This is a genomic window from Allokutzneria multivorans, assembly GCF_039537405.1.
Lineage (GTDB): Bacteria > Actinomycetota > Actinomycetes > Mycobacteriales > Pseudonocardiaceae > Allokutzneria > Allokutzneria multivorans.
Window position 1 is genome coordinate 38,455 of sequence record NZ_BAABAL010000029.1, and the last position, 24,235, is coordinate 62,689.

At 68.8% G+C, this 24,235-nt stretch carries 29 protein-coding genes; 11 read left to right on the top strand and 18 right to left on the bottom strand.

The features are described from left to right. Window positions 1–18: 18 nt before the first annotated feature. Window positions 19–276 carry a TetR/AcrR family transcriptional regulator gene (locus ABD798_RS36980; protein WP_344886292.1) on the top strand — a complete coding sequence of 86 codons (258 nt, stop codon included), beginning with the start codon at window positions 19–21 and terminating at the stop codon, window positions 274–276. Window positions 277–375: 99 nt separating this feature from the next. Here ABD798_RS36980 and ABD798_RS36985 read toward each other — a convergent pair whose 3' ends face one another. The 4 genes from ABD798_RS36985 to ABD798_RS37000 form a co-directional block, all read right to left on the bottom strand. Beyond that, window positions 376–510: a hypothetical protein gene (locus ABD798_RS36985; protein ID WP_344886294.1), complete on the bottom strand. Its 135-nt coding sequence runs from the start codon at window positions 508–510 to the stop codon at window positions 376–378. A 192-nt stretch (window positions 511–702) separates the two neighbouring features. After that, window positions 703–1,401 (bottom strand): MgtC/SapB family protein, encoded by a 699-nt coding sequence (locus tag ABD798_RS36990; protein ID WP_344886295.1) that lies wholly within the window; start codon window positions 1,399–1,401, stop codon window positions 703–705. A gap of 285 nt (window positions 1,402–1,686) precedes the next feature. Continuing rightward, the gene (locus ABD798_RS36995) at window positions 1,687–2,778 is read right to left on the bottom strand and encodes a DUF2332 domain-containing protein (protein WP_344886297.1); all 1,092 of its coding nucleotides are present in this window, start codon (window positions 2,776–2,778) and stop codon (window positions 1,687–1,689) included. A 246-nt stretch (window positions 2,779–3,024) separates the two neighbouring features. Continuing rightward, window positions 3,025–3,942 (bottom strand): SMP-30/gluconolactonase/LRE family protein, encoded by a 918-nt coding sequence (locus ABD798_RS37000; RefSeq protein ID WP_344886299.1) that lies wholly within the window; start codon window positions 3,940–3,942, stop codon window positions 3,025–3,027. Between the two features lie 79 nt (window positions 3,943–4,021). On the opposite strand from ABD798_RS37000, the gene ABD798_RS37005 reads away from it, so the two are divergent. The 3 genes from ABD798_RS37005 to ABD798_RS37015 are packed head-to-tail and all read left to right on the top strand — an operon-like array spanning window position 4,022 to window position 6,024. Then, window positions 4,022–4,702 carry a metallophosphoesterase family protein gene (locus tag ABD798_RS37005; RefSeq protein ID WP_344886301.1) on the top strand — a complete coding sequence of 227 codons (681 nt, stop codon included), beginning with the start codon at window positions 4,022–4,024 and terminating at the stop codon, window positions 4,700–4,702. After that, a complete protein-coding gene (locus ABD798_RS37010; RefSeq protein WP_086826726.1) occupies window positions 4,692–5,540 on the top strand; it encodes a ParB N-terminal domain-containing protein in 849 nt (282 codons plus the stop codon). Before ABD798_RS37005 ends, ABD798_RS37010 begins: the two co-directional genes overlap by 11 nt. 10 nt (window positions 5,541–5,550) lie before the next feature. After that, the gene (locus tag ABD798_RS37015) at window positions 5,551–6,024 is read left to right on the top strand and encodes a DUF3558 family protein (protein WP_344886305.1); all 474 of its coding nucleotides are present in this window, start codon (window positions 5,551–5,553) and stop codon (window positions 6,022–6,024) included. 80 nt (window positions 6,025–6,104) lie between these two features. Here ABD798_RS37015 and ABD798_RS37020 read toward each other — a convergent pair whose 3' ends face one another. The 7 genes from ABD798_RS37020 to ABD798_RS37050 all read right to left on the bottom strand — a co-directional run bounded on the left by ABD798_RS37020 (window position 6,105) and on the right by ABD798_RS37050 (window position 13,305). Next, window positions 6,105–7,283: an ABC transporter ATP-binding protein gene (locus tag ABD798_RS37020; protein ID WP_344886306.1), complete on the bottom strand. Its 1,179-nt coding sequence runs from the start codon at window positions 7,281–7,283 to the stop codon at window positions 6,105–6,107. Between the two features lie 7 nt (window positions 7,284–7,290). Next, a complete protein-coding gene (locus ABD798_RS37025) occupies window positions 7,291–8,136 on the bottom strand; it encodes a carbohydrate ABC transporter permease (protein WP_344886308.1) in 846 nt (281 codons plus the stop codon). Next, window positions 8,136–9,047 (bottom strand): carbohydrate ABC transporter permease, encoded by a 912-nt coding sequence (locus tag ABD798_RS37030; protein ID WP_344886310.1) that lies wholly within the window; start codon window positions 9,045–9,047, stop codon window positions 8,136–8,138. Before ABD798_RS37030 ends, ABD798_RS37025 begins: the two co-directional genes overlap by 1 nt. Then, the gene (locus ABD798_RS37035) at window positions 9,044–10,351 is read right to left on the bottom strand and encodes an ABC transporter substrate-binding protein (protein ID WP_425549334.1); all 1,308 of its coding nucleotides are present in this window, start codon (window positions 10,349–10,351) and stop codon (window positions 9,044–9,046) included. Before ABD798_RS37035 ends, ABD798_RS37030 begins: the two co-directional genes overlap by 4 nt. A gap of 367 nt (window positions 10,352–10,718) precedes the next feature. Further along, on the bottom strand, window positions 10,719–11,237 hold the full coding sequence (locus tag ABD798_RS37040; protein ID WP_086826738.1) for a YflT domain-containing protein: 519 nt from the start codon (window positions 11,235–11,237) through the stop codon (window positions 10,719–10,721). A gap of 375 nt (window positions 11,238–11,612) precedes the next feature. Then, window positions 11,613–12,809 (bottom strand): acyl-CoA dehydrogenase family protein, encoded by a 1,197-nt coding sequence (locus ABD798_RS37045; RefSeq protein WP_344886314.1) that lies wholly within the window; start codon window positions 12,807–12,809, stop codon window positions 11,613–11,615. 88 nt (window positions 12,810–12,897) lie between these two features. Then, the gene (locus ABD798_RS37050) at window positions 12,898–13,305 is read right to left on the bottom strand and encodes a rhodanese-like domain-containing protein (RefSeq protein WP_344886315.1); all 408 of its coding nucleotides are present in this window, start codon (window positions 13,303–13,305) and stop codon (window positions 12,898–12,900) included. A 93-nt stretch (window positions 13,306–13,398) separates the two neighbouring features. Here ABD798_RS37050 and ABD798_RS37055 point away from each other — a divergent pair, with 93 nt between their 5' ends. Both ABD798_RS37055 and ABD798_RS37060 read left to right on the top strand, forming a co-directional pair. Beyond that, on the top strand, window positions 13,399–13,863 hold the full coding sequence (locus tag ABD798_RS37055) for an Lrp/AsnC family transcriptional regulator (RefSeq protein WP_344886317.1): 465 nt from the start codon (window positions 13,399–13,401) through the stop codon (window positions 13,861–13,863). A gap of 23 nt (window positions 13,864–13,886) precedes the next feature. Next, window positions 13,887–14,282, top strand: a complete 396-nt coding sequence (locus tag ABD798_RS37060; protein WP_344886318.1) for a hypothetical protein — start codon at window positions 13,887–13,889, stop codon at window positions 14,280–14,282. Window positions 14,283–14,333: 51 nt separating this feature from the next. Here the strand turns inward: ABD798_RS37060 and ABD798_RS37065 are convergent, their stop codons facing one another. The 3 genes from ABD798_RS37065 to ABD798_RS37075 form a co-directional block, all read right to left on the bottom strand. Beyond that, on the bottom strand, window positions 14,334–14,939 hold the full coding sequence (locus ABD798_RS37065) for a DUF4360 domain-containing protein (RefSeq protein WP_344886342.1): 606 nt from the start codon (window positions 14,937–14,939) through the stop codon (window positions 14,334–14,336). A 351-nt stretch (window positions 14,940–15,290) separates the two neighbouring features. Next, a complete protein-coding gene (locus ABD798_RS37070; protein WP_344886320.1) occupies window positions 15,291–15,605 on the bottom strand; it encodes a hypothetical protein in 315 nt (104 codons plus the stop codon). Between the two features lie 50 nt (window positions 15,606–15,655). After that, window positions 15,656–16,615, bottom strand: a complete 960-nt coding sequence (locus tag ABD798_RS37075) for an HpcH/HpaI aldolase/citrate lyase family protein (protein WP_086826753.1) — start codon at window positions 16,613–16,615, stop codon at window positions 15,656–15,658. A gap of 106 nt (window positions 16,616–16,721) precedes the next feature. Here ABD798_RS37075 and ABD798_RS37080 point away from each other — a divergent pair, with 106 nt between their 5' ends. Then, a complete protein-coding gene (locus tag ABD798_RS37080; RefSeq protein ID WP_344886322.1) occupies window positions 16,722–17,075 on the top strand; it encodes a hypothetical protein in 354 nt (117 codons plus the stop codon). Window positions 17,076–17,387: 312 nt separating this feature from the next. On the opposite strand, the gene ABD798_RS37085 is transcribed toward ABD798_RS37080, so the two are convergent. Then, window positions 17,388–18,263, bottom strand: a complete 876-nt coding sequence (locus tag ABD798_RS37085) for a PhzF family phenazine biosynthesis protein (RefSeq protein WP_344886324.1) — start codon at window positions 18,261–18,263, stop codon at window positions 17,388–17,390. A gap of 24 nt (window positions 18,264–18,287) precedes the next feature. Between ABD798_RS37085 and ABD798_RS37090 the strand changes: the two genes are divergently transcribed. Next, entirely contained in the window at window positions 18,288–19,580 is a 1,293-nt protein-coding gene (locus ABD798_RS37090) for a magnesium transporter MgtE N-terminal domain-containing protein (RefSeq protein ID WP_344886326.1), read from the top strand. An 11-nt stretch (window positions 19,581–19,591) separates the two neighbouring features. Then, window positions 19,592–20,137 (top strand): DUF1003 domain-containing protein, encoded by a 546-nt coding sequence (locus tag ABD798_RS37095; protein WP_344886328.1) that lies wholly within the window; start codon window positions 19,592–19,594, stop codon window positions 20,135–20,137. Here the strand turns inward: ABD798_RS37095 and ABD798_RS37100 are convergent. Beyond that, window positions 20,134–20,625 carry a MarR family winged helix-turn-helix transcriptional regulator gene (locus ABD798_RS37100; RefSeq protein ID WP_344886330.1) on the bottom strand — a complete coding sequence of 164 codons (492 nt, stop codon included), beginning with the start codon at window positions 20,623–20,625 and terminating at the stop codon, window positions 20,134–20,136. The two genes, ABD798_RS37095 and ABD798_RS37100, sit on opposite strands and share 4 nt — an antisense overlap. A gap of 151 nt (window positions 20,626–20,776) precedes the next feature. On the opposite strand from ABD798_RS37100, the gene ABD798_RS37105 reads away from it, so the two are divergent. Both ABD798_RS37105 and ABD798_RS37110 read left to right on the top strand, forming a co-directional pair. Next, window positions 20,777–21,922 carry an Mrp/NBP35 family ATP-binding protein gene (locus ABD798_RS37105; RefSeq protein ID WP_344886332.1) on the top strand — a complete coding sequence of 382 codons (1,146 nt, stop codon included), beginning with the start codon at window positions 20,777–20,779 and terminating at the stop codon, window positions 21,920–21,922. A gap of 24 nt (window positions 21,923–21,946) precedes the next feature. Further along, the gene (locus ABD798_RS37110) at window positions 21,947–22,075 is read left to right on the top strand and encodes a hypothetical protein (protein WP_344886334.1); all 129 of its coding nucleotides are present in this window, start codon (window positions 21,947–21,949) and stop codon (window positions 22,073–22,075) included. 37 nt (window positions 22,076–22,112) lie between these two features. Here the strand turns inward: ABD798_RS37110 and tatB are convergent, their stop codons facing one another. Beyond that, window positions 22,113–22,508: a Sec-independent protein translocase protein TatB gene (gene tatB, locus ABD798_RS37115; RefSeq protein WP_344886336.1), complete on the bottom strand. Its 396-nt coding sequence runs from the start codon at window positions 22,506–22,508 to the stop codon at window positions 22,113–22,115. Window positions 22,509–22,577: 69 nt separating this feature from the next. Further along, a complete protein-coding gene (locus ABD798_RS37120) occupies window positions 22,578–24,077 on the bottom strand; it encodes a S1C family serine protease (RefSeq protein ID WP_344886338.1) in 1,500 nt (499 codons plus the stop codon). Between the last annotated feature and the right edge of the window lie 158 nt (window positions 24,078–24,235).

Here is a 24,235-nt window from a genome sequence, read left to right on the forward strand (position 1 = left end):
GGCGTACGCCTGTTGTCGGTGCTCGTGGAAACCGGATTCGCCGCGCTGACCATTGAGGGTGTCGCGAGCAGTGCGGGCGGCGGCAGACCCACGATCTACCGCTGCTGGGCGAGTCGGGAGGACCTCGTGGTGGACGCGCTCACCGCGACAGTGCCCATTGCGTCCACTGTGGACGCTGGGGATCTGTTGGCGGTCATAGCTTCCACGGTTCGCGCCGCGATCGACGGCCTCGGCGGCTCGGAACTGGGCGGAGCGGTCGTCGGCGTGCTCGCCTGACGGAGAGCACCTGCCCGTGCTCTCCTCGCGATTCTGACGAATGGTGCGCAACACCGAGCGGAGCAGCCGCTGCCTTTCGCGCATCCTGACCGCGGCTGGTCAGGCGCTGTGGGCGTGCTCGCGCGCCGGGGTCTCGGCGTGGCCGGTGAACAAGCCGATGACAGCGCCCATCACCGCGCGGAGGAGGAAGCTCGCCGTGCGCGGAGTGGTGGTCGTGGTCCCGTTGGGGGTCATCGCTGCATGCCTTGTCTGCTCGTTCGTGGGTGCCGATGTGATCATCGGCCTACCCGGTTCTCGCGGCGCCAAACCCGGTCGTTACCAGCTCGGAAGCGGCTTCATCCGGTCAGGCGTGAATCCGATTGTGCTGGTAACGAAGCCGGGTCCGCGAACGAATTTCCCTGTCGCGTCCACTGTGGACAATGATCTTCAGTCCTCCGTGGGGTGTGTCACGAGTCTCCAGCTGACCGAGCTGACGCCCGGGCGCAGGCTCAGCGCGCTCACCGCGCGCTCCAGCTTCCCGCCGCCCACTCCCCTGCCGAGCACGCGCGCGGTCACCTCGACGCGGTCCTGCGCGAGATCGGTGCTGCTCAGAGCCCTGAGCTGGAAGCCGCCGTCGGCGACGGAGCTGACGACGAGCGCGCGGACGTGGGCCTCGTCGGCGTCCCGGCAGACGGCGCGCAGGTCGTAGTCGGTCTCGGCGACGGCGGGGTCGGCGGTCCGGCCGTCGACGAGGCGGCCGAGCGGGCGCAGGCCCACGTTGGCGATGACGATCACCACGGCTCCGGCGGCGGCGACGCCGTAGTGACCCCCGCCGCACATGAGCCCGACACCGGCGGTGCCCCAGATGGTCGCGGCGGTGTTGATGCCGCGCAGGTTGCCGCCGTCGCGGATGATCACCCCGGCGCCGAGGAAGCCGACTCCCGAGACGATGTACGACGCGATCCGGGTCGTGCTGCCGCCGTCCGGGGTGAGCACGCTGAACAACTCGAACAGCGCGGCGCCCACGCAGACGAGCGCGTTGGTGCGCAGTCCGGCCGTGCGCGCCCGCCACTGGCGTTCGAGTCCGACCAGCGCACCGAAGGACGCCGCGCACAGCAGACGGAGCCCGATTTCCCACCAGGTCATGACCGACTCCTCAAGAAATGCCGCAGCCGACCTTTCGGCGAATACGGCCAGCGGCCAGCACCGAATGTCCGACGCGGGAAAGATGTGCTTCTCGCTCAGCGCAGCCGGGCCACCGCATGGCCTGCTAGCAGCGCGAACGCGTGAAAGAAAAGGGCGCTTGGTCAGCCCTGGCGACCACTGGGGGGATCGCACGGATTCACACTCACAGCGACCACCTCCCCAGCGCGCAGCACAAAACTCGAACGCACGAAAGGCTACTCCGGCGCTTCGTGGAAAAGAAACCCCTCAGAGCCAGTGACGCTCGTCCCAGGTGAACGGGTCGCCGTGGCCGACGCCGGTGCCCAGGTGCAGCGAGATGCCCGCCGGCCACAACCGCAGCAACAGGTCGAAGTGGTACGGATCGGCCGGGTCGTTGGCGCGGCGCGGCTCGAACACCAGCAGCGCGAGCGGGGCGTCCTTCGTCGCCCTGGCCGCCGCCGCGGCGACAACCGCCCTGCCGCGAGCGCGTTCCCTCGGCGGCGCGTACTGCCACACCACCGAGTGCCACACGACCGTGACCACGCCGGTGGCGTCCTTGGCGAGCTGGGTGCGCAACCACTCCGAGCCCTCGGCGCGGTGCACCGGCACGGGGTCCGCCGTCGCGAGGTCGATCGCGCCCTGCAAGCGCTGGTAGCGGTCCACCTGGTCCGGCCAGACGAAGGAGGACAGGTGCCTGCGGCCGTCCTCGGTGGTCGCGTCGACCGGGTTCGTGTCGCAGGCGGCGCGTTCGGCCACCGCGAGCGGGACCGCGAGGTTCGCGCGCGGGCGCCCGCTCCAGGAGAGGTCGAGCTGCACGGGGCTCTCGTCGTCACCGAAGCTCGTGCCGTCGTCGAGGCGGTAGCCGAAGCGGTGCGGACGCAGGTTCAGCCCGCCGCTCGCGCCGATCTCCAGCAACCGCACGGGAAACGGCTCGTCCGTGCCCGCGTGCTCGGCGGCGCGCTCCGCCGCGACCAGCAGACCGCCGTAGAGCGCCGCACTGCGCGCGGGCTCGTTGGTCTGCACGGCGGTCGCGCGGATCATCGCGCGCAGCATGTCGGCGTGCTCGTCGAGAACCGGCTCGGCGTCGGCCCAGAGGCGGTCGCTCTCCAGGTGCCCACCGACCGTGGGGTAGTGCTTGGCGAGGCCGGGAGCCTTGCCCTCCAGGACGAGCCGGTGAACGGAACCGGCGAACCGAAGACCGGGGACGGTGCCACCGCGGTCCAGTTCACTGCCGGCCATCACCTTCGTGGTCACGCCGCCGGCAGCGAGGTCGTCTGCCGCCGCGCGCAACAACGTGGCGTTGAGCGGGCTGTGGGTCTGGCAACCGCGGGCCGCATCTCGAAACAGCTCCACGAGCACCTGTGGAACGGTAGTCCGGCAATGGGGTGAAAGCACGCTCCGGTTCGCCGATTCACTCGGCTGCGAGCAAGCTTTACCAGGCGTTCACACACCGTCGACCCGTGACAACGTTGGCCCGGCGAATCCCAGGCGCCACAAGGGCGTTCGCCGTCACGTTCGGGCCAGAGGCGGTGGTGAACCGAGCCCCACCGGACACGACCCGTAGTTGGCAACGACCCCGTGGGCCTTCACCGGGCGCGTCGGTGCTCAGAACCTGGGCACGGCGACGGCGTTGTAGGGGACCGTCGGGCCGGGCTCGGTGCCGAAGCGCGCGTTCGGCAGGTAGAGGCGGTCGCCGAAGGCGGCCACGGTGGTGGGGACGTCGAAGCGCGGGTCGGTGATCTTCTTGTGCAGAGCGCCCTTCGTGCCCGTGTGGTCCAGGCGCACAGCGGTGAGGACGTTGCTCCGGTTCTGCACGACGTAGACGATGTGCTTCTGCCGCAACAGGCCGTCACCGCCGTTGAGCACGACGTCGCCGAGGTCGACCAGCTTGGCGGCGCCGGTGCGCGGGTCCACCCGGTAGAGCTTGCCGGAGGCGCTGTTGACGATGAGCAGGTTCTTGCCGTCGGGCGCGGTCTCGATGCCGTTGGCGTTGAACCCGTCCACCTGAGCCCACTCGCCGCCGAGCGGGATGGCCTCCGCCTTGGCGGGCAACCGACCGTCTCGGCCGAGGGGGAGCTTGTACAGCACGGCCTTCAGCGAATCGGTGACGTACGCGGCGTCCTCGGTGAGCACGACGTCGTTCACGAACCCGCCGCCGAGCGCGTAGCCGGCGAGGGTCGTGCCGGTGCGCGCGTCGAGGACCCGGAGGTCTCCGTTGCGGCCGCCCGCGACGAACAACCGGCCGTGCTTGTCGATCTTCAGACCGACCGCCGGGGTGCCGGGGCCGGTGCTGACCCGGCCGCCCTTGCCGGTGATGAGGTCGATCTTGTGCACCGACCCGTCCCGGAGCGAGCCGAAGTAGGCCGTCGTGGCATCGACGGTGATGCCCTCCGGCTGGAAGTTGTCGGGCAGCTGGAGCGTCGTGGGGAAGAACTGCGCCTGGTGGGCCTGTGCGGGGACAGCCAGCGCGGCAGCGAGGCCGATGGTGGCGACACCAACCATGAACGTGAAGCGACTCGTCATTTCCTCACGTTAGGGATCGCCGTGTGAGATGTGAGTTGCGTCAAGGCGGAGTGCTCCGTTCAGCCCTAGGCTCTGCGTCGTGGTCAAGGTGCTCGTGGTGGCGGACGAGGTCGCTGAACAGCTGTGGACCTCCTACATCCAGCAGATCAAGGTCGATCTGATCCTCGCGGCGGGAGACCTGCCCTACGACTACCTGGAACACCTGAGCAACGCGTTGGACCGGCCGTGCGTCTTCGTGCCCGGTAACCATGACCCCGACCTGACCGGATACACCAACGTGCGAGGTTTGTGGACGAAGAGCGGGATCCCGGCCAGGTGGCCGGGTCCTGCCGGTGGCGTGAACGCCGACGGCAGGGTGGTGGACGCGGCGGGACTGCGGATCGCGGGCATCGGCGGATCGATCCGCTACAACCGGGGGCCGAACCAGTGGACCGAGCGCCAGCAGGCGCGCAGGGTCCGCAGGATGGCCAGGCTCGCGAACTGGCGGCAGCTGCGCGACGGGCGCGGTGTCGACGTCCTGCTCACCCACAGCCCGCCCAAGGACTGCGGCGACCGCGAGGACCCGCCGCACCGGGGCTTCGCCTGCCTGCACGACGCCGTGCGGAGGCTGGGGCCGCCGCTCATGCTGCACGGGCACATCCACCCGCACGGCGAGCCGACACCAGATCGTCAACTGGCGTCAACACGGGTGGTCAACGTCGTCGGATATCACGTCATGGAGATCCCTTCGCGCGGACAGGAGGCAGGAGATGCGCGGTGACACCGGATTCCCACGAGCCGACGCGGAGAACGACTTCATCAGGGCGCGCCGCCGCCAGGTCATGTCGCGGCTGGCGAAGTGGATGCGCCGGGAGCCCGACGACGTCAACATCATGCTCCCCTACGCCGAGGTCATCGCCGCGCTCGGTCAGGAGGGTGAACGGCGGCTCGGGCTCCAGGTGATCCAGGTCGAGTCGATCGTCGGCAGCGTCGACCGCACCCGGGACTTCGACCGGCGCTTCCGCCCCACCTCCGGCCGCACCCGCGAGCGGTGGGAACGGCTCGCGCTGGCGCAGCGGCGCGGCGAGTCCATCCCGCCGATCGACGTCTACCGCGTCGGCGAGCTGCACTTCGTCAAGGACGGCCACCACCGGGTGTCGGTGGCGCACGCGCTCGGCCTGCGCACGATCGAGGCGCACGTGACCGAGGTGCGCACCAAGATCGGCGCCTACGACATCCGCTACCAGCACGACCTGCTCATCAAGAACGACCGCAGGCTGTTCCTGGAGCGGGTTCCGCTGCCCGGCGAGGCTCGCGCGGCGGTCCTGATGAGCGATCCGTGGGAGTACACCGAACTCGGCGAAACCGTGGAGGCGTGGGGCTTCCGGCTGATGCAGGACGAGGGCAAGTTCCTCGACCGGCTCACCGTCGCCAAGCGGTGGTACGAGGAGGAGTTCGTGCCCGTCGTGCGGATGCTCCAGCAGGCGGACCTGGTCGGCGACCGGACCGAGGCGGAGGCGTACATGCACATCGCGGGCGAGCGCTTCCGGCTGATCAGGACGCACCGCTGGGACGACGAGGTGATCGACGCGGTGCGCCAGAGCAAGAAGCGCCGCTAGGTTGGCCGGTATGCCCGTTCCCGTTGTCCGCGCGCTCCCGCTGCTGCTCCTGTTCGCCGCCGGGTGCGGTGCCGCCGCGCCCGCTCCCCCGCCCGCGGGCGGCGCGCGCGTGGACACCTGCGCGGTCTTCGGCGATGCGGACCTGAAGGCGCTGGATCTGTCCCAGGGCCAGCGCATGCCCAACAAGCCGACGGGCTGCATGCTCGGCTCGCCGCGCGGGTTCAGGGTGTTCGTCATCAACGAGGAGCGGGTGACGATCGACGACGCGGCGAAGCGGACGCAGATCTCCTTCTCCCGCAACGAGGTCAACGGCCGGAAGGGATTTCTCGCGGTCGGCGAGGAGTCCTCATGCACGCAGGGCGTGGAGTTCGGCGCGGGCACGCTGCACGTGCTGGCGAACGTGGCGGGCGCCCAGGTGCCGGTCGACGCGTGCGACCTCGCGCGCAGGGTGATGGACGTCGTGGAGCCGAAACTGCCGCGCTAGCAACGGAATCCGGCGAGAACGACGAAGGCCGCACCCCCGGGAACGGGGATGCGGCCTTTCGGCGAAGTGCAGCCAAGGACCTAGTCCGTGTAGGTCAGGGCCCTGCCGCTCTCCTGGTCGAACAGCTGGATCTTGTCGAGATCCATCCAGACGTCCAGACCGGAGCCCTCCTTGGCCTTGGACGCCGCCGCGAGGCGGGCCACGGCCTGTCCGGCACCCAGGTCGGAGACGCCCACGTCCGCCGCCAGCTCGTCCAGCTGCGCCGAACTCGCGCGCTTGCCGGAGATCGAGAAGTAGGCGTACTTGTCCGAGCCCATGGACTCGAGCACGTCGACCTGCGTGGTGAACGTGGCACCGCGCGAACGAGCCGCGGCGTCGATCAGGGAGGCGTCCTCGAAGTGCTCGGGACGCAGACCCATGATCACGTCGCGGGTCGTGCGACGACCGCGCTCGACCATCCTGCGGACCTTGTCGCTGAGCGGGAAGTTGCCCAGCGCCGTCGACAGCTCGCCGTTCTCCAGCGTCGCCGGGATGAAGTTCATCGCCGGGGAGCCGATGAAGCCCGCCACGAAGAGGTTCGCCGGGTTCTCGTAGAGGAACTGCGGCGAACCGACCTGCTGCACCGCACCGCCGCGCATGACCACGACGCGGTCGCCGAGGGTCATCGCCTCGGTCTGGTCGTGGGTCACGTAGACGGTGGTGGTGCCCAGGTTCTTCTGCAGCCTGGAGACCTCGGTGCGCATCTGCACGCGCAGCTTGGCGTCCAGGTTGGACAGCGGCTCGTCCATGAGGAACGCCTTGGGGCTGCGCACGATCGCGCGACCCATGGCGACGCGCTGCCGCTGGCCACCGGAGAGGTTCGACGGCTTGCGGTCGAGGTGCTGCCCGAGATCCAGGATCTTGGCGGCCTCGTTGACCTTCGCGTCGACGGTCTTGTTGTCCACCTTGGCCAACCGCAGCGGGAACGCCATGTTCTCGCGCACGGTCATGTGCGGGTAGAGGGCGTAGGACTGGAACACCATCGCGATGTCCCGGTCCTTGGGCGCCCGCTCGTTGACCCGCTCGCCACCGATGCGCAGCTCACCGGAGGTGATGTCCTCCAGGCCAGCCAGCATGTTCAGCGTGGTGGACTTGCCGCAGCCCGAGGGCCCGACCAGGATGATGAACTCGCCGTCGGCGATTTCGAGGTTCACTTCCTGGACGGCCAAAGCGCCGTCCGGGTACTTCTTCGTCACCTTGTCCAGGACGATGTCGGCCACGACTCACCTACCCCTTGACCGCGCCGGACGTCAGACCGGCGACGATTCGGCGCTGGAAGAACAGCACGAAAAGAATGATCGGAATGGTGATCACCACGGCCGCGGCCGAGGTGGTCCCCGTTGGGTCTTCGAACTGGCTGCTACCCGTGAAGAAGGCCAGCGCGGCGGGAACGGTCCTGGACGCCTCGGTCGAGGTGAGCGAGATCGCGAACAGGAAGTCGTTCCAGCAGAAGATGAACACCAGGATGGCCGTGGTGAACACGCCCGGTGCGGCGAGCGGGGCGATGACCTTCTGGAAGGCCTGGCCCGGCGTCGCGCCGTCCATCTTGGCCGCCTTCTCCAGCTCCCACGGGATCTCCTTGAAGAACGCCGAGAGCGTGTAGATCGCCAGCGGCAGGGAGAAGGTGATGTAGGGCAGGATCAGGCCCGGCCAGGTGTCGAAGATGCCGAGCGAGCGCTCGATGTTGAACAGCGGCGACACCAGTGACACCTGGGGGAACATCGCGATCAACAGCGAGACGCCGACGAGCACCCGCTTGCCGGGGAAGTCCAGCCTGGCGATCGCGTACGCCGCCATGGTCCCGAACACGACCGCGATCAAGGTGGCGATGATCGCGATGCCGATCGAGTTGAACAGCGGCCGGATGAACTCCGTGGTGGAGAAGATCGCGGCGTAGTTGTCCAGCGTCCACTCGGTGGGGAAGAACCCGCCCTCGCTGATGGCCTTCTTCGACTTGAAGGACAGCGAGACGATCCACAGCACCGGGAACAACGCGTAGACGACGACAAGGACGTTGACCAGACCCCAGCGGGCCTTCTTCCCCGTCGTGTCGGCACCTCCGATGCCGGCCATCAGCGCTTACCTCCGTTGTCACTGCCCGGCGCGGCGGTGCCGAACACCTTGATGAAGACGAACGCGATGATCGCCACCGCGACGAAGATCAGCACCGACATGGTCGAGCCGATACCCAGGTTCAACCCCTTGATGAGGTTGTTGTAGGTCAGCATCGACACCGATCCCGTGCCCTGCGCTCCCGCGGTCAGCACGAAGATGTTGTCGAAGATCCGGAACGCGTCGAGCGTGCGGAACAGCAGCGCGACCAGGATCGCCGGCTTCATCATCGGCACCATGATCTTGGTGAACCGCTGCCAGCCGCTGGCGCCGTCCATCGCGGCGGCCTTGAGCATGTCGTCCGGCACCAGCGCCAGGCCCGCCATCAGCAGCAGGGCCATGAACGGCGTGGTCTTCCAGATCTCGGCCGCGGCGATGATGCCGAGCGCGGTCGCCTTGTCCGTCAGCGGCGCTTCGCCGAAGAGCGTGGCGAGGTAGCCGGATTCCGGGGTGAAGGCGTACTTCCAGGAGAACGCCGCGACCACGGTGACGATGCCGTACGGGATCAGCGCGGAGGTCCGCACCAGTCCACGGCCGATCAGCGTGCGGTGCATGACCAGCGCCAGCGCCATGCCGAGCACCAGTTCGACCACCACGGTGATCGCGGTCAGCAGCGCGGTGATGCCGAAGGCGTCCCACCAGTACGGGCTGCTGAGCACCGCTGCGTAGTTGTCGAAGCCGATGAACTCCCGCTTGTCCGGGAACTTCAGGTCGTAGCGCTGAAGGGACAACCAGAACGAGTAGATGATCGGCCACGCGGTGACCGCGATCATGATGATCGCGGCGGGCGCGCAGAGCAGCAGGCCGAGGCGGCGCTCCGCCTTCTTGCCCTCGCTCAGCACGGGCTTCGCCTTGACGGCGTGGGTGCTCACGGCATGACCCCCTTGGAGTCAATGGCGGCCTGGAGTTCCTTGCGCAGCCGCTCCGCCGTCTTCTGCGGATCGATGTCCTTCGGCGGGGAGAGGATGGTCGAGAGCACCGTGGAGACGTTCTGCCAGGCGGCGGTCAGCGGGCGGTTGGCCGCGTCGCGCAGTTCCTCGCGGATGGTCTCCTTCATCGGGTACTGCTCGGTCATCTCCGGGCGGTCGTAGACCGACTCGATGGTCGGCGCGACACCGGACTTGATCGCGGAGTAGAGCTGGTTCGCCGGGTTGCGCAGGCACAGCACCGCTTCGAAGGCCAGGTCGGCCTTGGTGGAGTAGGTGCTCACGCCGTAGTTCGCGCCACCGATGGTGACCCGGCTCGGCTTGCCCTTGTCGATGCCGGGGTAGCGCGCCCACTTGAAGTTCTTGGCGAGCTCCGGCTTCTCCTTCTGCATCGACGCGTACACGTACGGCCAGTTCAGCTGGAACGCCGAGTTGCCGGCCTGGAACTCCTTGCGGACCTCGTCCTCCTGGGAGGAGGTCAGCGAGGCGCTGGCGATGCCGGAGGTGGCGAAGTCCTTGAGGGTCGCCAGCGCCCGGATCGCGTTCTCGTCGACGACGGCGGTGAGGCCGTCCTCGGAGATGATCTTGCCACCCGCCGAGGCGACCATCGTGTTGTACTGCACGACGAGGCCCTCGTACTGCGCGCCGGTCATCACGGCCGTGTACGGCTTGTTCGCCGCCTTCAGCGCCTTGGCCTGCTCGATCATCTCGGCCCAGGTCTCGGGGGCCTTGGTGACGACGTCGTCGCGGTACCACAGCAGCTGCACGTTGGTGTTCTTCGTGGCCGCGTAGGTCCGGTTCTTGTAGCGCGTGGACTCCAGCGGACCCGCGAGGACGCCGCGCTCGGCCTCCTCCTTGTAGGTGCCGGTCCACTCGCGGATCCAGCCGGCCTCGGCGAACTCCGCGAGCCACGGGCTGTCGAGATAGAGGATGTCCATCTCGTCGTCACCGGCGGCGAGCCTGCGCACCATCTGCTCGCGCTGGCCGTCGGCGCCGCGCGGGAGCTTGTTGTAGACGATGTTGAACTTGCCGTTCGCGCTGGCGTTGCAGCTCTCGATGACCTTCTCGAAGTTCTCTTCGGGAGCCGCGTACAGGTTGAGGGTGTTGCCCCCAGTACCGCCGGGGCCGCAGGCCGCGAGCAGCGGAGCGGTCACCAGTGCGACTCCGAGGAGCGCTGATGCTCGACTCCGCGAACGGGTCTTGGTTGACGTGGTGGATCGATAGCGGGCACTGCGACCCGGGCCGTCCATGTAACCCAGCCTCCTTCCTCTGAAAAGCACGAAGGACTTCGAGGCTGTGGACACTCCAGCGGCGGCACGAACCCTCGACGACGAGGACTGGCTGATACACCAGAGCACCTCGTCGTGCCCTTCGACACGAGCGTGAGCAACCGCACACGCCCGCAGGCTGGTGACAGAACCTAGGGCGAGAGTTCCGACTCCCGCAACCGGGTGACGGCAACGATTCAGATAAGCCCGGAGCGGAAAGGATTCAGAATCCGTTCTTGCCCGGTCACGGTGGGTGTGCGCCCGCACATCAACATCAACTCAGCAGAATGTGAAACACCGGCAGGGCCACCATTCACCTTCGAAGGGCGACCCGCCGGTCAAGCCCTTATCAAGTCTCCTGGCCCGGGGCCTTCATCGCGAGCTTCGCCAGCGCGTCACGCCCCTTCTCCGCATTGCGAGGCTGGCACAACACGTCATATCGCCCGGCGACCAACTGGCTCGCCGAGACGAAGTCCCGGCGACCACGCGTAGCCGCGTAACCGAACGCGTTGAAGATCATGAAGAAGATCACACCTGTGGCCAACGCCACAAGAATCGGGCCCAACTGGAACCCGGTCGAGTTGAACAGGCTGAGCAGGATGCCGACGAAGAGACCGAACCAGGCGCCGGAGGCCGCGCCGGTGGCCAGCACCCTGCCCCAGGTCAGCCTGCCGGTGACGCGCTCGACCAGCATCAGGTCGACGCCGACGATCGTCACCTCCTGCACCGGGAAGGACTCGTCCGCCAGGTGGTCGACCGCCCGCTGCGCCTCCTCGTAGGTGGCGTAGGACCCGATCGGCCACCCCGAGGGCGGCGTCGGAAGGCCCTGCGCCCCGCCGGCGGGCCTTCCGGAAAAAGGACTCGTCACCGTTGTCACCTCCGCGAGCTGGACTGGATCACCGGAGTGGATCCGAACTGGAGCAGATCAGGAGTAGATCAATAGTGACCCCGATCATCCTCGCCCGCGTGCCGGGCCGGGACACGCGCCCCCCCGAACGGCCCACCTCACCCCGCCAGGTGGACCGATCAGCACACCCGCCCGCACCCGGCCAGCCACTCCGCCCCACCCCCCACCGTCGCTGCCTCGCCGCACCCGCCACGGCAGTTCACCCGTCTTCAAGTACGCCGAACCCCCGCCCTCGACGTCTTCAACGGCCACAGACCCGAAAGTGGGTGGCGGTTGCGGACAGCCGGGACGGGGGTTCGGGGGTCTTGAAGACTGGCGAACCGGTGCTGGGACGCCTCAGCCGCGCGAGCGGTACTCGCGGAGCAGGCCCCTGCTGATGATCGTCTTCTGGATCTCCGAAGTGCCCTCGCCGATGAGCAGGAACGGCGCCTCGCGCATGAGCCGCTCGATCTCGTACTCCTTGGAGTAGCCGTAGCCGCCGTGGATGCGGAAGGACTCCTGGGTGACCTCGGCGCAGTACTCCGAGGCGATCAGCTTGGCCATGCCCGCCTCGACGTCGTTGCGCTGACCGGAGTCCTTGAGGCGCGCGGCGTTGACCATCATCAGGTGCGCGGCCTCGACCTTCGTCGCCATCTCGGCGAGCTTGAACGCGATCGCCTGGTGCTGGGCGATCGGCTTGCCGAAGGTGGTCCGCTGCTGGGCGTACTCAACAGCCAGCTCGAAGGCGCGGATGGCGATCCCGCACGCCCGCGCGGCCACGTTGACCCTGCCGACCTCGACGCCGTCCATCATGTGCGCGAAGCCCTTGCCGCGCTCCCCGCCGAGGATCGCCTCCGCGCCGACCCGGAAGCCGTCGAACACCATTTCCGTGGTGTCGACGCCCTTGTAGCCCATCTTCTCGATCTTGCCGGGGATGCTGAGGCCGGGAAGGACCTCGCCGAAGCCCGTCGGCTTCTCGATGAGGAAGGTCGTGAGGTTCTGGTGCGGTTTCTCGGCTCCCTCGTCGGTGCGCACCAGCGTGGCGACCAAAGTGGAGCTGCCACCGTTGGTGAGCCACATCTTCTGGCCGTCGATGACGTAGCCGTCGCCGTCCTGCCGCGCCCTCGTGCGGATCGCGGCGACGTCGGAGCCCAGCTCGGGCTCGGACATGGAGAACGCGCCACGCACCTCGCCGGTGGCCATGCGCGGCAGGAAGTGCTGCTTCTGCGCGTCGGTGGCGTGCTGCTTCACCATGTGCGCCACGATGAAGTGCGTGTTGATCACACCGGAGACGCTCATCCAGCCGCGCGCGATCTCCTCGACCACCAGCGCGTAGGTCAGCAGCGACTCGCCGAGCCCGCCGTACTCCTCGGGGATGGTGAGGCCGAAGAGCCCCATCTCCTTCATGCCCTCGACGATGTCCGCCGGGTAGGTGTCACCGTGCTCCAGCGCCTGCGCGTGCGGGATGATCTCCTTGTCCACGAAGCTGCGGACGGTGGCCAGGATCTCCTGCTGGACATCGGTGAGACCGGCGGTCTGGGCAAGCCGAGCCATGGCGAAGTCCCCTTTCCTGCGACGCTGGCGAGCGGGGTTACCGGCGAGTATCGCGCGTTCACATGGGGTTCGCGGTGTGAGAAGGTCCTCAACGGCGCTCTTGATCGGTACCGGTCGCGATCGGGTGCCGATCCCACTTCCAGGTCTGGAAGCCGCCGATGAGCTTCTTCACGGTGAACCCGAGTTCGGCCAGCTTCAGCGCGCCCTTGTCCGCCCCGTTGCACCCCGGCCCCCAGCAGTAGGTCACCAGCACGGCGCCACGCGGCAGCTCGCGCGTCGTTTCGGCGGTGATCTCCTTGGCGGGCAAGGAAATCGCTCCAGGAATGTGTCCGGCGGCGTAGTGCTCGGGCGAGCGCACGTCGAGCACAAGGAAGCCGCCCGCGCCGTCCTCCACGTCCGCGCGCAGGTCGGCGGGATCGGTCTCGACGGAGAGCAGGCGGCGGAAGTGCGCGGCGGCAGCGGTGGGCTCGGCGGGGTTCGCGGCGACTCGTGTCATGACATGAACGCTATGCCGCAAAACCCGCGCCGAGCAGGGCTGATCCACGGCTGGCAGACGTCTTTGGAGTGGAACACACGCTAGTTTGACCAGATGGGCGGTGAATCCACGTTCGACCTGGATGCGGTGGACTGGCGGATCCTCGCGGAGCTACAGGAGGACGCGCGCGTGAGCTACGCGGAACTGGGCCGCCGCGTGGGCCTGGGCGCCACGGCCGCGACCGAGCGCGTGCGACGGCTGGTCGACAACGGCGTGATCAAGGGCTTCCGCGCGGAGATCGACCTCGAACGCGTCGGGTACGGGGTGCTGGCCGTGGTGCGGCTGCGCCACCCCTCCGGCAACTACCGCAAGCTGCACGCGGAACTGGAGCGCACCACGGAGATCCTCCAGTGCCACCACGTCACCGGCAAGGACTGCTTCGTGCTCTTCGTCGCGGCGCGGACCATGCGGCACCTGGAGCGGCTGACCGGCCGGATCGCGACGCTGGGCTCTATCGCCACGTCGGTCGTCTACTCCTCACCACTGCCGTCTCGGGTGATTACGGCACCAACCGACTGACTTTGTGGCTAAGTTGTGCTGCCGTGACAGAACCAACGGCGGTGGCGCCCGCCGGCGAAGAGCCGAAGAAGCGTCGCTCACCGGTCAACAAGCCGAACTTCGACTCGTGGACCACTGGGAAGAAAGCACTCACGGTCATCGCGCTGATGCCGGTCTTCGTGGTGGTGGCTTTCTTCGCCCAGTTCCTCGAAGTCCTCTACTACCTGGCGATGGGCATCTACTACCTCGTCACCAGCCCGTACTGGATCTGCCGCGCGATCTACCGGGCCAGCGGCAGCGAGGACACACCGCGGCGCCGGGAAGCACGCCAGTCCATCCGCGCGTTCTTCAAGGTGTCCGGCTGCCTGCTGCTGTTCGTGGTGGTATTCGGCGGCGGCGTCTTCCTGCTGGTGACACTGATTAACATGAGCAACGACTGACCTCATCGCGGAAAAACGGGCACGGCCGGGTTCCGGCCGTGCCCGATCCGATCAGGGGCAGGTCTTCCAGTGGAAGTGGTAGGTCGTCTTAATGCTGCCGTCGGTCGAGTCCATGGCGATGAAACTCGTCTCGGTGGACGGCGAGGTCCCCTTGCTCACCCGGAGTTCGGTGTTGATGTTGACATTGCGCTTCTCGCCGCAGGGCGCGTAGACGAGCGAGGCGATGTCCACCTTGTCCGTGGTCTGCCAGTTGTCGTCCAGCGGACCGGAGAAATTGTGCCTCGCCACTACGGTTGGTGACATTCCCTGGAAGTAGTAGTTCGCCTGCTCGATCGCGGTCGCGCCGCGCGCGAGGTTGGCGAAGCCGCGGTAGTCGGACTGCGCGATCGCGTAGGTGAAGCCCTGAGGCACGTGCACCTTCAGGTTGAGCTGGCAGTTCTTCCTGGCCTCCGTCGGGCTGATGTTCGGCCCGACCTGCGCCATGTACTGGCTGTAGGTCACGGTGAACGCGGTGTTGTCGGGTGACACCGCGACGGCCGCGGTACCGGCGGGACAGCCGGAACCGTTCACCGTTGCCACTTCGATGACAATTTTGTCCGGGGGTGGCGTGATATCCGCCTGAGCCACTGCGGGGATGGAAATCAAAGCCAGGGACATTCCAGCAACGGCTAACTTCCTCAACATGGATACACCCTCCGCTAAGCAGGGATTGTCGTCACCAGCTAGGCAGTCACGGTATCGGAAGCAACCTTTTCGCGTACCCCTGAACGGGCGACGCGAACCAAGGCGTGATCGAACATGACCGCAACGGAGTACACGCTATACCCAACGAAATCGACGCTATACCCTACTGTTTGACTTCGCAATCAATTCAACGTCAGCAATTCAGCCGGAATGCAACCGATTGTAGGCCGCGCCGTTGGTCCCTTGGCGTGAACGGTCTTGCCAGAACGGCGAAAGGCACCGGCGGCTCGCGGCCACCGGTGCCCTGGGACGGGATCTACCGGGTCAGTGCTCGTCCGGTTCGGCGATCAACCGGACAACGCGCAGCTTGAACTCGTAGCTCAGCATCGCCTTGCGGTAGAGCACCACGTAGGTGTCCTCGCCGACCAGGAAGACGTTGCGCTTGCTCGCGGCGCGCGCGGAGCTCTTGAACTCGAAAGCCTGTTTCCGCGCCTCTGCCCTTGCCTGGTCAGCGGTGTCGAACCCGCCCGCGAGCACCTTGGTCGTGTACCCGTGCTCGTGCGGGGTCTCGACGAGGACGAACCACGGACGCTCGTGCGTCAGCTCCGGGTGTTCCTCGGGCTCCTGCGACTCGCTCATGCCACCGAACGCTATCGCGTCCTCGCGTTCCCCAGGAGTGCCGGATCGACTCATTCGGTGGGCGGCGTCCAGCGGTCGGTGCGCGCCATGCCCGCCGCCCTGCCCTTGGCCGAGACCACCAGCGCCATCTTGCGCGAGGCCTCGTCGATCATCTCGTCGCCGAGCATGGCCGCCCCGCGCTTGCCACCCGCCTCCGAGGTGAACCAGTCGTAGGCGTCGAGGATGTTCTCGGCGTGGTCGTAGTCCTGCTGGCGCGGGCTGAACAGCTCGTTGCACGCGTCGATCTGGCCGGGGTGCAGCACCCACTTGCCGTCGTAGCCCAGCGCCGCCGAGCGCCCGGTGACCCTGCGGAAGCCGTCCAGGTCGCGGATCTGGAGGTAGGGCCCGTCGATCGCCTGCACGTCGGTGGCGCGCGCGGCCATCAGGATGCGCATCAGGATGTAGTGGTAGGCATCGCCCACGTCGTAGCCGGTCGGCTGCTCGCCGACGACCAGCGACTTCATGTTGATGGAGGCCATGAAGTCGGCCGGGCCGAAGATGATCGTCTCGATGCGGGGCGACGCTGTGGCGATCGCGTCGACCTCGACGAGGCCCTTGGCGTTCTCGATCTGCGCCTCGATGCCGATCCTGCCGACCTCGTAGCCCATGGTCTTCTCGATCTGGGTCAGCGTGAGGTCCAGCCACGCCACCTGGTCGGCCGTCTGCACCTTCGGCAGCATGATGCAGTCCAGGTTCGCGCCCGCGCCCTCGACGACCTCGACGACGTCGCGGTAGGTCCACTCGGTGGTCAGGTCGTTGACCCGGACCACGCGGGTCTTGCCCTCCCAGCCGCCCTCGTTGAGCGCCGCGACGATCGTCTTGCGCGCGCCGGGCTTGGCCAGCGGGGCGCACGCGTCCTCCAGGTCCAGGAAGACCTGGTCGGCGGGCAGGCCACGGGCCTTGTCGATCATCTTCTGGCTCGAACCGGGGACGGCGAGACAGGAGCGGCGGGGGCGTCGACGATCAGCCACTTCGGGACCTCCTTGTACCGACGGGTAACACGCGTGATGCTGGCACGGCCGGTGCGGCTCGACCACACCGCTGAGGCGCCTTTCACAGCCGTGGGATGCTGCGGGAATGGATATCACCCGGCTGCTGGACGCCGCGCTGCGCAAGGCCGCCGCGGTCTGGGTCCGGCCGGAGGGCCACCCCCCGCGCCTGGTCTGGGCGCTGTGGCGGGACGGAGCCGTCTGGCTCGCCACCGGCCCGTCCGAGCAGGAGGTCCCCGGCCTCGCGGGCTCCGCGACCGCCGTGGTCACCGTCCGCTCCCCCAGCACCCACTCGCACCTCGTCGACGTGCCCGTGGCCGTCGAGGAGGTGTCACCGGACGACGCGGTCTCGGCGGCGCTCGCCACCACGCGCCTCAACCGCCCGTCGCTCGCCGCTCCCCCCGCGTGGACGCGCGTCCACCGCCTCGTCCCCACTCCCTGAATGACTCATTCAGGTACTTGAGCGCCCCCAATGACCCTTTCAGGACCCTCAACTCCCCCAACGGCCCTTTCAGGTACTTCAGCGCACCAAACGACCCGTTCAGGGCTCCCAACGCACTGAACGGGCCGTTCGGGTACGTGGCGACGCACCAAACGGTTCGTTCAGGGTTCCCAGTGCACTAAACGACCCGTTCAGGGCGCTCAACGCACCAAACGGGTCGTTCGGGGAGCTCAACGCACCAAACGGGTCGTTCGGGGAGCTCAACGCACCAAACGGGTCGTTCAGGGCTTCGGCGTGGGGTGGGAGCGGGGGTCAGGGGATGGCGATGGTGCCTGAGGCGACGGGGGCCACGCCGCCGCGGACGGTGGCGCGGGTGACGGTGTAGTCGGAGACCGTCACGGTGCAGTCCAAAGTGGACGGTCGGCCGATCTCGGCGCCCTGGCTGACGACGTAGCGGGTGTCGCCGTCGTCGATGAGGCCGCGGTCGGCCAGCCACACGCCGAGGCCGAGGGCGGCGGAGCCGGTGGCGGGGTCCTCGCGCACTCCGAGCTTCGGCGCGAACATCCGCGCGTGCGCGGCGTTGAGCTCGCTGTCGAAGGAGAACACGACGAGCCCGTGCGGCACTCCGGCGCGCTTGGCGGCGGCCTCCTCGACGACAGCCCGGGACACGGCGTCGGGGCTCACCAGCAGGTACGCGAAGTCGATGCCGCAGCCGGCGATCCCGGGCGCGCCAGCACTGTCCACATCGGACGGATCGAGTCCCGCGGCTTCCGCGAGGGACTCGGCGTCGAGGTCGGGGCCGAGGTGGGCGGGGCCGCCGGTGAGCGTGGCTCCGGCCTGGTCGACCGAGACGGGGAGCAGTCCGGCTCCGCACTCCTGGACGGCCTCGCCGAACCCGATCACGCCGTCCCGCGCGAGCACCCACGCCGTGCCGACGCTCGGGTGACCGGCGAAGGGCAGCTCGGTGGAGGCGGTGAAGATGCGCAGCCGGTAGTCGGCGCCGTCCTGCGTCGGGCGCATCGGGAAGGCGGTCTCGGAGAGGTTGAACTCCCGTGCGATCCGCTGCAACCGCGCGGTGTCCAGCTCGTCGGCCCCGTGCACCACCGCCAGCGGGTTGCCCGCGTAAGGACGGTCGGTGAAGACGTCGACAACGTCGTAGCGCAGGCGCGCGTCCCCGGGCTCGATCATGGTCCGGACACTAGTGTTGCCGGTGTGGCAGGCACTAGCAGGGTCTTCGCCGCCCAGCTCGCCGGACTACCGGTGTTCGGGCCGGACGGGGAGTCCGTCGGCAAGGTGCGGGACGTGGTCGCCGGGCTCCGGCTGGACCGGCAGCCGCCGCGCGTGCTCGGCATGGTGGTGGAGCTGATCACCCGCCGCCGCATCTTCGTCCCGATGCTCAGGGTGACCTCCCTGGAGGCCAACGCGGTGACGCTGGCGACCGGAATGGTGAACCTGCGGCACTTCCACCAACGGCCCAACGAGGTGATGGTGCTCGGCGAGCTGCTGGACGCGCGCGTGAGCGTGACCTCGGACGACAGCTCGGCCGTCGTGGTGGACGCGGGAATGGAGCAGACGCGCACGCGGGACTGGCTGATCACCAAGCTCGCCGTGCGCGAGCGCACCGGCAGGCTCAGCCGCAGGGGGCCGTTGCAGGTGCTGCCGTGGGACGCCGTGACCGGCCTGGGGTTCGCCGAGATCAGCGCACAGCCGCAGGGCGCGCAGCAGCTGCTGGCGGTCTTCGACACCATGCGCGCGGTCGACGTGGCCAGCGCGCTGCACGAGCTCCCGGTGAAGCGGCGCTACGAGGTCGCGGACGCGATGGACGACGAACGCCTTGCCGACGTGCTGGAGGAGCTGCCGGAGGAGGACCAGAAGGACCTGCTCACGCACCTCAACGAGGACCGCGCGGCGGACGTGCTCGAGGCGATGAACCCCGACGACGCCGCCGACCTCCTGGCCGAACTGCCCGACTTCGACAAGGACCGCCTGCTGTCGCTGATGGAGCCGGAGGAGTCCGCCCCGGTGCGCAGGCTGCTCGCCTACTCCCACGACACGGCGGGCGGTCTGATGACCCCGGAGCCGGTGGTGCTGACGCCGGACGCCACCGTGGCCGAGGCGCTGGCCAGGGTCCGCAACCCGGACCTGACGCCCGCCATGGCCAGCATGGTGTTCGTGGCGCGCCCACCGCAGGCGACGCCGACCGGCCGCTACCTCGGCTGCGTGCACATCCAGCGGCTGCTGCGGGAAGCCCCGTTCGACCTCGTCGCCGGCATGGTCGACCACCACCTGGGCTCTTTGTCCCCCAACGCTTCCCTCGGCGAGGTCACCCGCTACTTCGCCGCGTACAACCTCGTCGTCGCGCCCGTGGTGGACGATCAGGAGCACCTGCTGGGCGCGGTCAGCGTCGACGACGTGCTCGACCACCTGCTGCCCGACGACTGGCGGGAGAGCGGTCTGCCCGAGACCGCTGTCACTTCCGAGAGCGCTGTCACTTCCGAGAGCTGAGGAGCGAGGCCATGCCCGAGCTGCACCCGCGTCGCCGCCTCGACCAGCCGCGCCAACCGCGCAGGCTGTCCTTCGACGTGGACCCCGAGGCGTTCGGCCGGTTCTCCGAGCGGATCGCGCGGTTCCTCGGCACCGGCACGTTCCTGTTCTGGCAGACCGTTCTCGTGATCGTGTGGATCACCGTGAACCTGCTCGCGGTGTCGTTGCAGTGGGATCCGTACCCGTTCATCCTGCTCAACCTGGCGTTCTCCACGCAGGCGGCGTACGCGGCGCCGCTGATCCTGTTGGCGCAGAACCGGCAGGACGACCGGGACCGGGTCTCGCTCGAGGAGGACCGGGCGCGGGCGGAGCGCACCAAGGCCGACACGGAGTACCTCGCGCGGGAGCTGGCTGCGCTGCGGCTGGCGGTCGGCGAGTCGGTCACGCGGGACTTCCTGCGCTCGGAGCTGGACCGGCTGCGCGGGGACCTGATCGAGGGGAAACCCCGGCGGGGCAAGCGCTCTCACGTGGGCGACGATGCAGCGCGATGGGACGGCGAGCCTGCGGAAACGCGCTAGGCCTGAGCCTGTTTCGCTTGCGTCACAGGCAGTTCACCGTCGGCGAGGCGGTCGCAGGTGAGCCCGAGGGCTGCGAGCTCCTTGGTGTCCAGCAGGGCCACGAAGTGCCGTGCGATGCCGCGCATGTGCGTCGCGGCGGCGGAGCGCAACCGGTCGAGCCCGCGCTCGGTGAGCACGGCGACGACTCCGCGACCGTCGCTGTCCGCGCGTTCCCTGCTGACCAGTCCGGCGCGTTCGAGGCGGTCGACCAGCCTGGTCACACCCGACCTGGACAGCAGGACCAGCTCAGCGAGCTCGGTCATCCTGAGCTTGTGCTCAGGCGCGCCGGCCAGCTGCACGAGAACGTCGTAGGCCGCCAGGGAGAGCCGCTGCTCCGCGATGAGCTCGGTCTCCAGCCACCGCGTCACGCGGGCGTGCGCCCGCAGGAACGAGCGCCAGGCGGTCAGTTCCCCACTGGTCGGTAATCGAGCAGTACCCGAATCTGACACGAATCCATGTTACGGAGCGCGTCCTTCCGGTTGCTCAACGCCCCCGTGCCGCAAGGCACACAGCCGGTGAGCAACGGGTAGCTCGACCGGCCGTAGCATGGGCCGAGCGGGGGTAAGCCGCTCCAGCAAGCCAATCGGTACCGGAAGGTCGGTGTCCGCACTCGTGACCACCATCGACATCGAGGCCGTTCGCGCAGCAGCGGGACGCGTCCAGGACCCGGAGATCCGCAAGCCGTTCGCGGAACTGGGCATGATCAAGGACGTCTCCGTCGTCGCCGACGGGGTGGTGTCGGTCGTGGTGTGGCTGACCGTCGCGGGCTGCCCGCTGCGCGACAAGATCACCAAGGACGTCACCGCCGAGGTGTCGACGGTCCCCGGCGTCCAGGAGGTTCGCGTGAGCCTGGACGTCATGGGCGACCAGCAGCGCACCGAGCTGCGGCAGAAGCTGCGCGGCGACGCCAAGGAGCCGGTGATCCCCTTCGCCCAGCCGGGTTCGCTGACGCGCGTCTACTGCGTCGCCTCGGGCAAGGGCGGGGTCGGCAAGTCCAGCGTGACGGTGAACCTGGCCGCCGCGCTCGCCCAGCGCGGGCTCTCGGTCGGCGTCGTCGACGCGGACATCTACGGGCACTCGGTGCCCAGGATGCTCGGCGCGGACGGCAAGCCCACCCAGGTGGAGCAGATGATCATGCCGCCGCAGGCGCACGGCGTGAAGGTCATCTCCATCGGCATGTTCACCCCCGGCAACACCCCGGTGGTGTGGCGCGGGCCGATGCTGCACCGCGCGCTGCAGCAGTTCCTCGCCGACGTGTTCTGGGGCGACCTCGACGTGCTGCTGCTCGACCTGCCGCCGGGAACCGGTGACGTGGCGATCTCGGTGGCGCAGCTGATCCCCAACGCGGAGATCCTCGTCGTGACCACCCCGCAGCAGGCCGCGGCCGAGGTGGCCGAGCGCGCGGGCGCGATCGCGTTGCAGACCCGCCAGCGCGTCGTCGGCGTCGTGGAGAACATGTCCTGGCTGGAGATGCCCGACGGCACCCGCATGGACATCTTCGGCACCGGTGGCGGTCAGACCGTCGCGGACTCCCTCAGCCGCGCCGTGGGCTCCGACGTCCCGCTGCTCGGTCAGGTCCCGCTCGACACCCGCCTGCGCGAAGCGGGCGACGCGGGCGTGCCGCTGGTGATCTCCGATCCCGAGGCCCCCGCCGCGCAGGTCCTGCGCGAGGTCGCCAAGCGCCTCGGTACCCGCGCCCGCGGCCTCGCCGGGCGCATGCTCTCCGTCACCCCCGCGGGCCGCTAGGGCGTGTTTCATAGGTCTCGTTCGATGAGAGCCGGGATCGAGGTCGTTCCTGGCAAGACGGCGGGAAGTCCGCGTACCGGTGTTGTACGTGGGCTTCCCGGCGGCGCGGCCAGGGGCGGGCTCGGCCCGGCTATCGCGAACACGGACTTGTGAAACACGCCCTAGCCCTGCGAAGAGGACGGCCCCGGCTTCAGGTGGCGTCGGGGTCGTAGGGCGGGCGCTCGCCGTAGGACAGGGGGCGCTGCTGGGGGGATGCCGAGGCCTGAGGGGCGGGGTCGGCGGCGGGGGTGGCGTAGCCGTTGCTGGTGCTCCGGTGGTCGTCGTCCTCGAAGAAGTTGCGCACGGCCTGCCGGGGGTTGAGGTTGTTGCGCAGGTCGCGCAGGTCCTCGATCGGCTTGCGGAACTCCTCGAAGTCCGAGCCCATCTCCGACTTCAGCTGCTGGCGGGCGCCGGTGGCGTAGTCGCGGAGCTTGCGCATGTTGCGGGCGAGCCAGCTCGCCGCCTCCGGCAGCCGCTCCGGCCCGAGGATGAACAGGGCCGCGACCACCAGGACCAGGATCTCCAGCCAGCCGATGCTCTCGAACAACCCCGCACCTCCCACGTCAGCTCGTCACCGGTCAGCCTAGTTGGCCGCCGGGGCGAGGTCAGCCGCCGCTCAGTCGGACTTCAGCGTCACGGTCAGGGTGAGCTGGCGGCCCTGCCGCACGATCTGCACCGGCACCGCCTCGTCGATCTTGCGCTGCCGCACCGACACCACCAGGTCGTCGGCGTTGGCGATAGCCCGCTCGCCGACCTTGGTGATCACGTCGCCCTCCTGGATGCCCGCCGCGGCCGCGGCACCGCCCTGGCGCACGTTCTGCACCTGGGCGCCGCTGGAGGTGTCGGCGGTGACCGACTTGGCGTCCACGCCCATGTCGGCGTGCTTCACCGAGCCGGTGCGGATGAGCGCCTGGGCGATCTGCGTGGCCTCGTCCATCGGGATGGCGAAGCCGAGGCCGATCGAGCCCTTGGAGGTGCTGTAGATCGCGGTGTTGATGCCGATCAGCGCGCCGCGAGCGTCGATGAGCGCGCCGCCGGAGTTGCCGGGGTTGATCGCGGCGTCGGTCTGGATCGCGTTGATCACCAGGTCGGTGTCCAGCCGGATCGCCCGGTTCTTCGCGCTGACGATGCCCGTGGTGACCGTGCCCGCGAGGCCGTGCGGGGCCCCGACGGCGATCACCGCGTCGCCCACCTGGAGGTCGGCGGAGCGGCCCACCTGGGCGACGGTCGGGTTGCGCACCTCGACCTTGATCACCGCGAGGTCGGTCTTCGGGTCGGCGCCGACGATCCTGGCCGGGACGCGGCTGCCGTCGGAGAAGATCGCCTCGACCTTCGCGGCCGGGGCGTTCACCGCCATGTCCACGACGTGGTTGTTGGTCAGCACGTAGCCCTGGCCGTCGATCACCACGCCGGAGCCGGTCCCGCCCTTGTCGCCGAGCACGACCTCGATCGAGACCACCGAGGGCAGCACCCGCTTGGCCACGTCGGAGACCGAGCCGGGCGGGCGCTCCACCGCGGGGGACACCGGGGCGAGCGTGACGCCGGAGCTGGTCAGCACGGAGCCGTCCTCGGCGGTGAGCCGCCCGACGACACCGCCGACCGCGGCGATCAGCAGCACGATCCCGGCCAGCGCGAGCGTGCCCGTGGTGGACAGCCTGCGGCCGAAGAGCAGTTCGCGGGCGGAGAGCCGGGCGCCCTGCGGGAGCGCGACGACCGGTTCGGGCTTCTCCTCGGTGGAGACCGCGGGCGGGCCGAGCGCGGCTCCGGCTCCGGGGTCGCGCCAGCCGCCGCCGTTGTCCGACCACAGCGCCTGCTCGGGATCGGTCGCGGGCGGGACGCCGCCGCTGTCACCGGGCGGGCGTTGAAGCAGCTCCCCGGTGCCGGGCGGGCGGCTGAACGCCTTGGTCAGCGCCTCCGGCGGCGGGGCGACGAGCGTGAAGGAACCGTTGCGCTCGCGGTCGGCCCTGGGGGCGAACGCGCTGCGCACCCCGGCCGGGCGCCCGAAAGCGGCAGCCTGCGTCGGGTCGACGGGCGGCTGCTCCACCGGGCGCGGACCGAGGCGGTTGTGCCCTCGGGCGTTCGGCGGCTGCTGGCGGTGGTTGGGCTGCTGGCTCATCGTTCCCCGGGCGTGCGGCGCGGTCCTGACAGGGCTGAAGCTCCCCTAGCGTGCCTGGTGCGCGGTGAAGTCCGCGTAGCGGGGTGTGCTTGGCGCGGCCTAGGGCGTGTTTCATAGGTCTCGTTCGATGAGAGCCGGGATCGAGGTCGTTCCTGGCA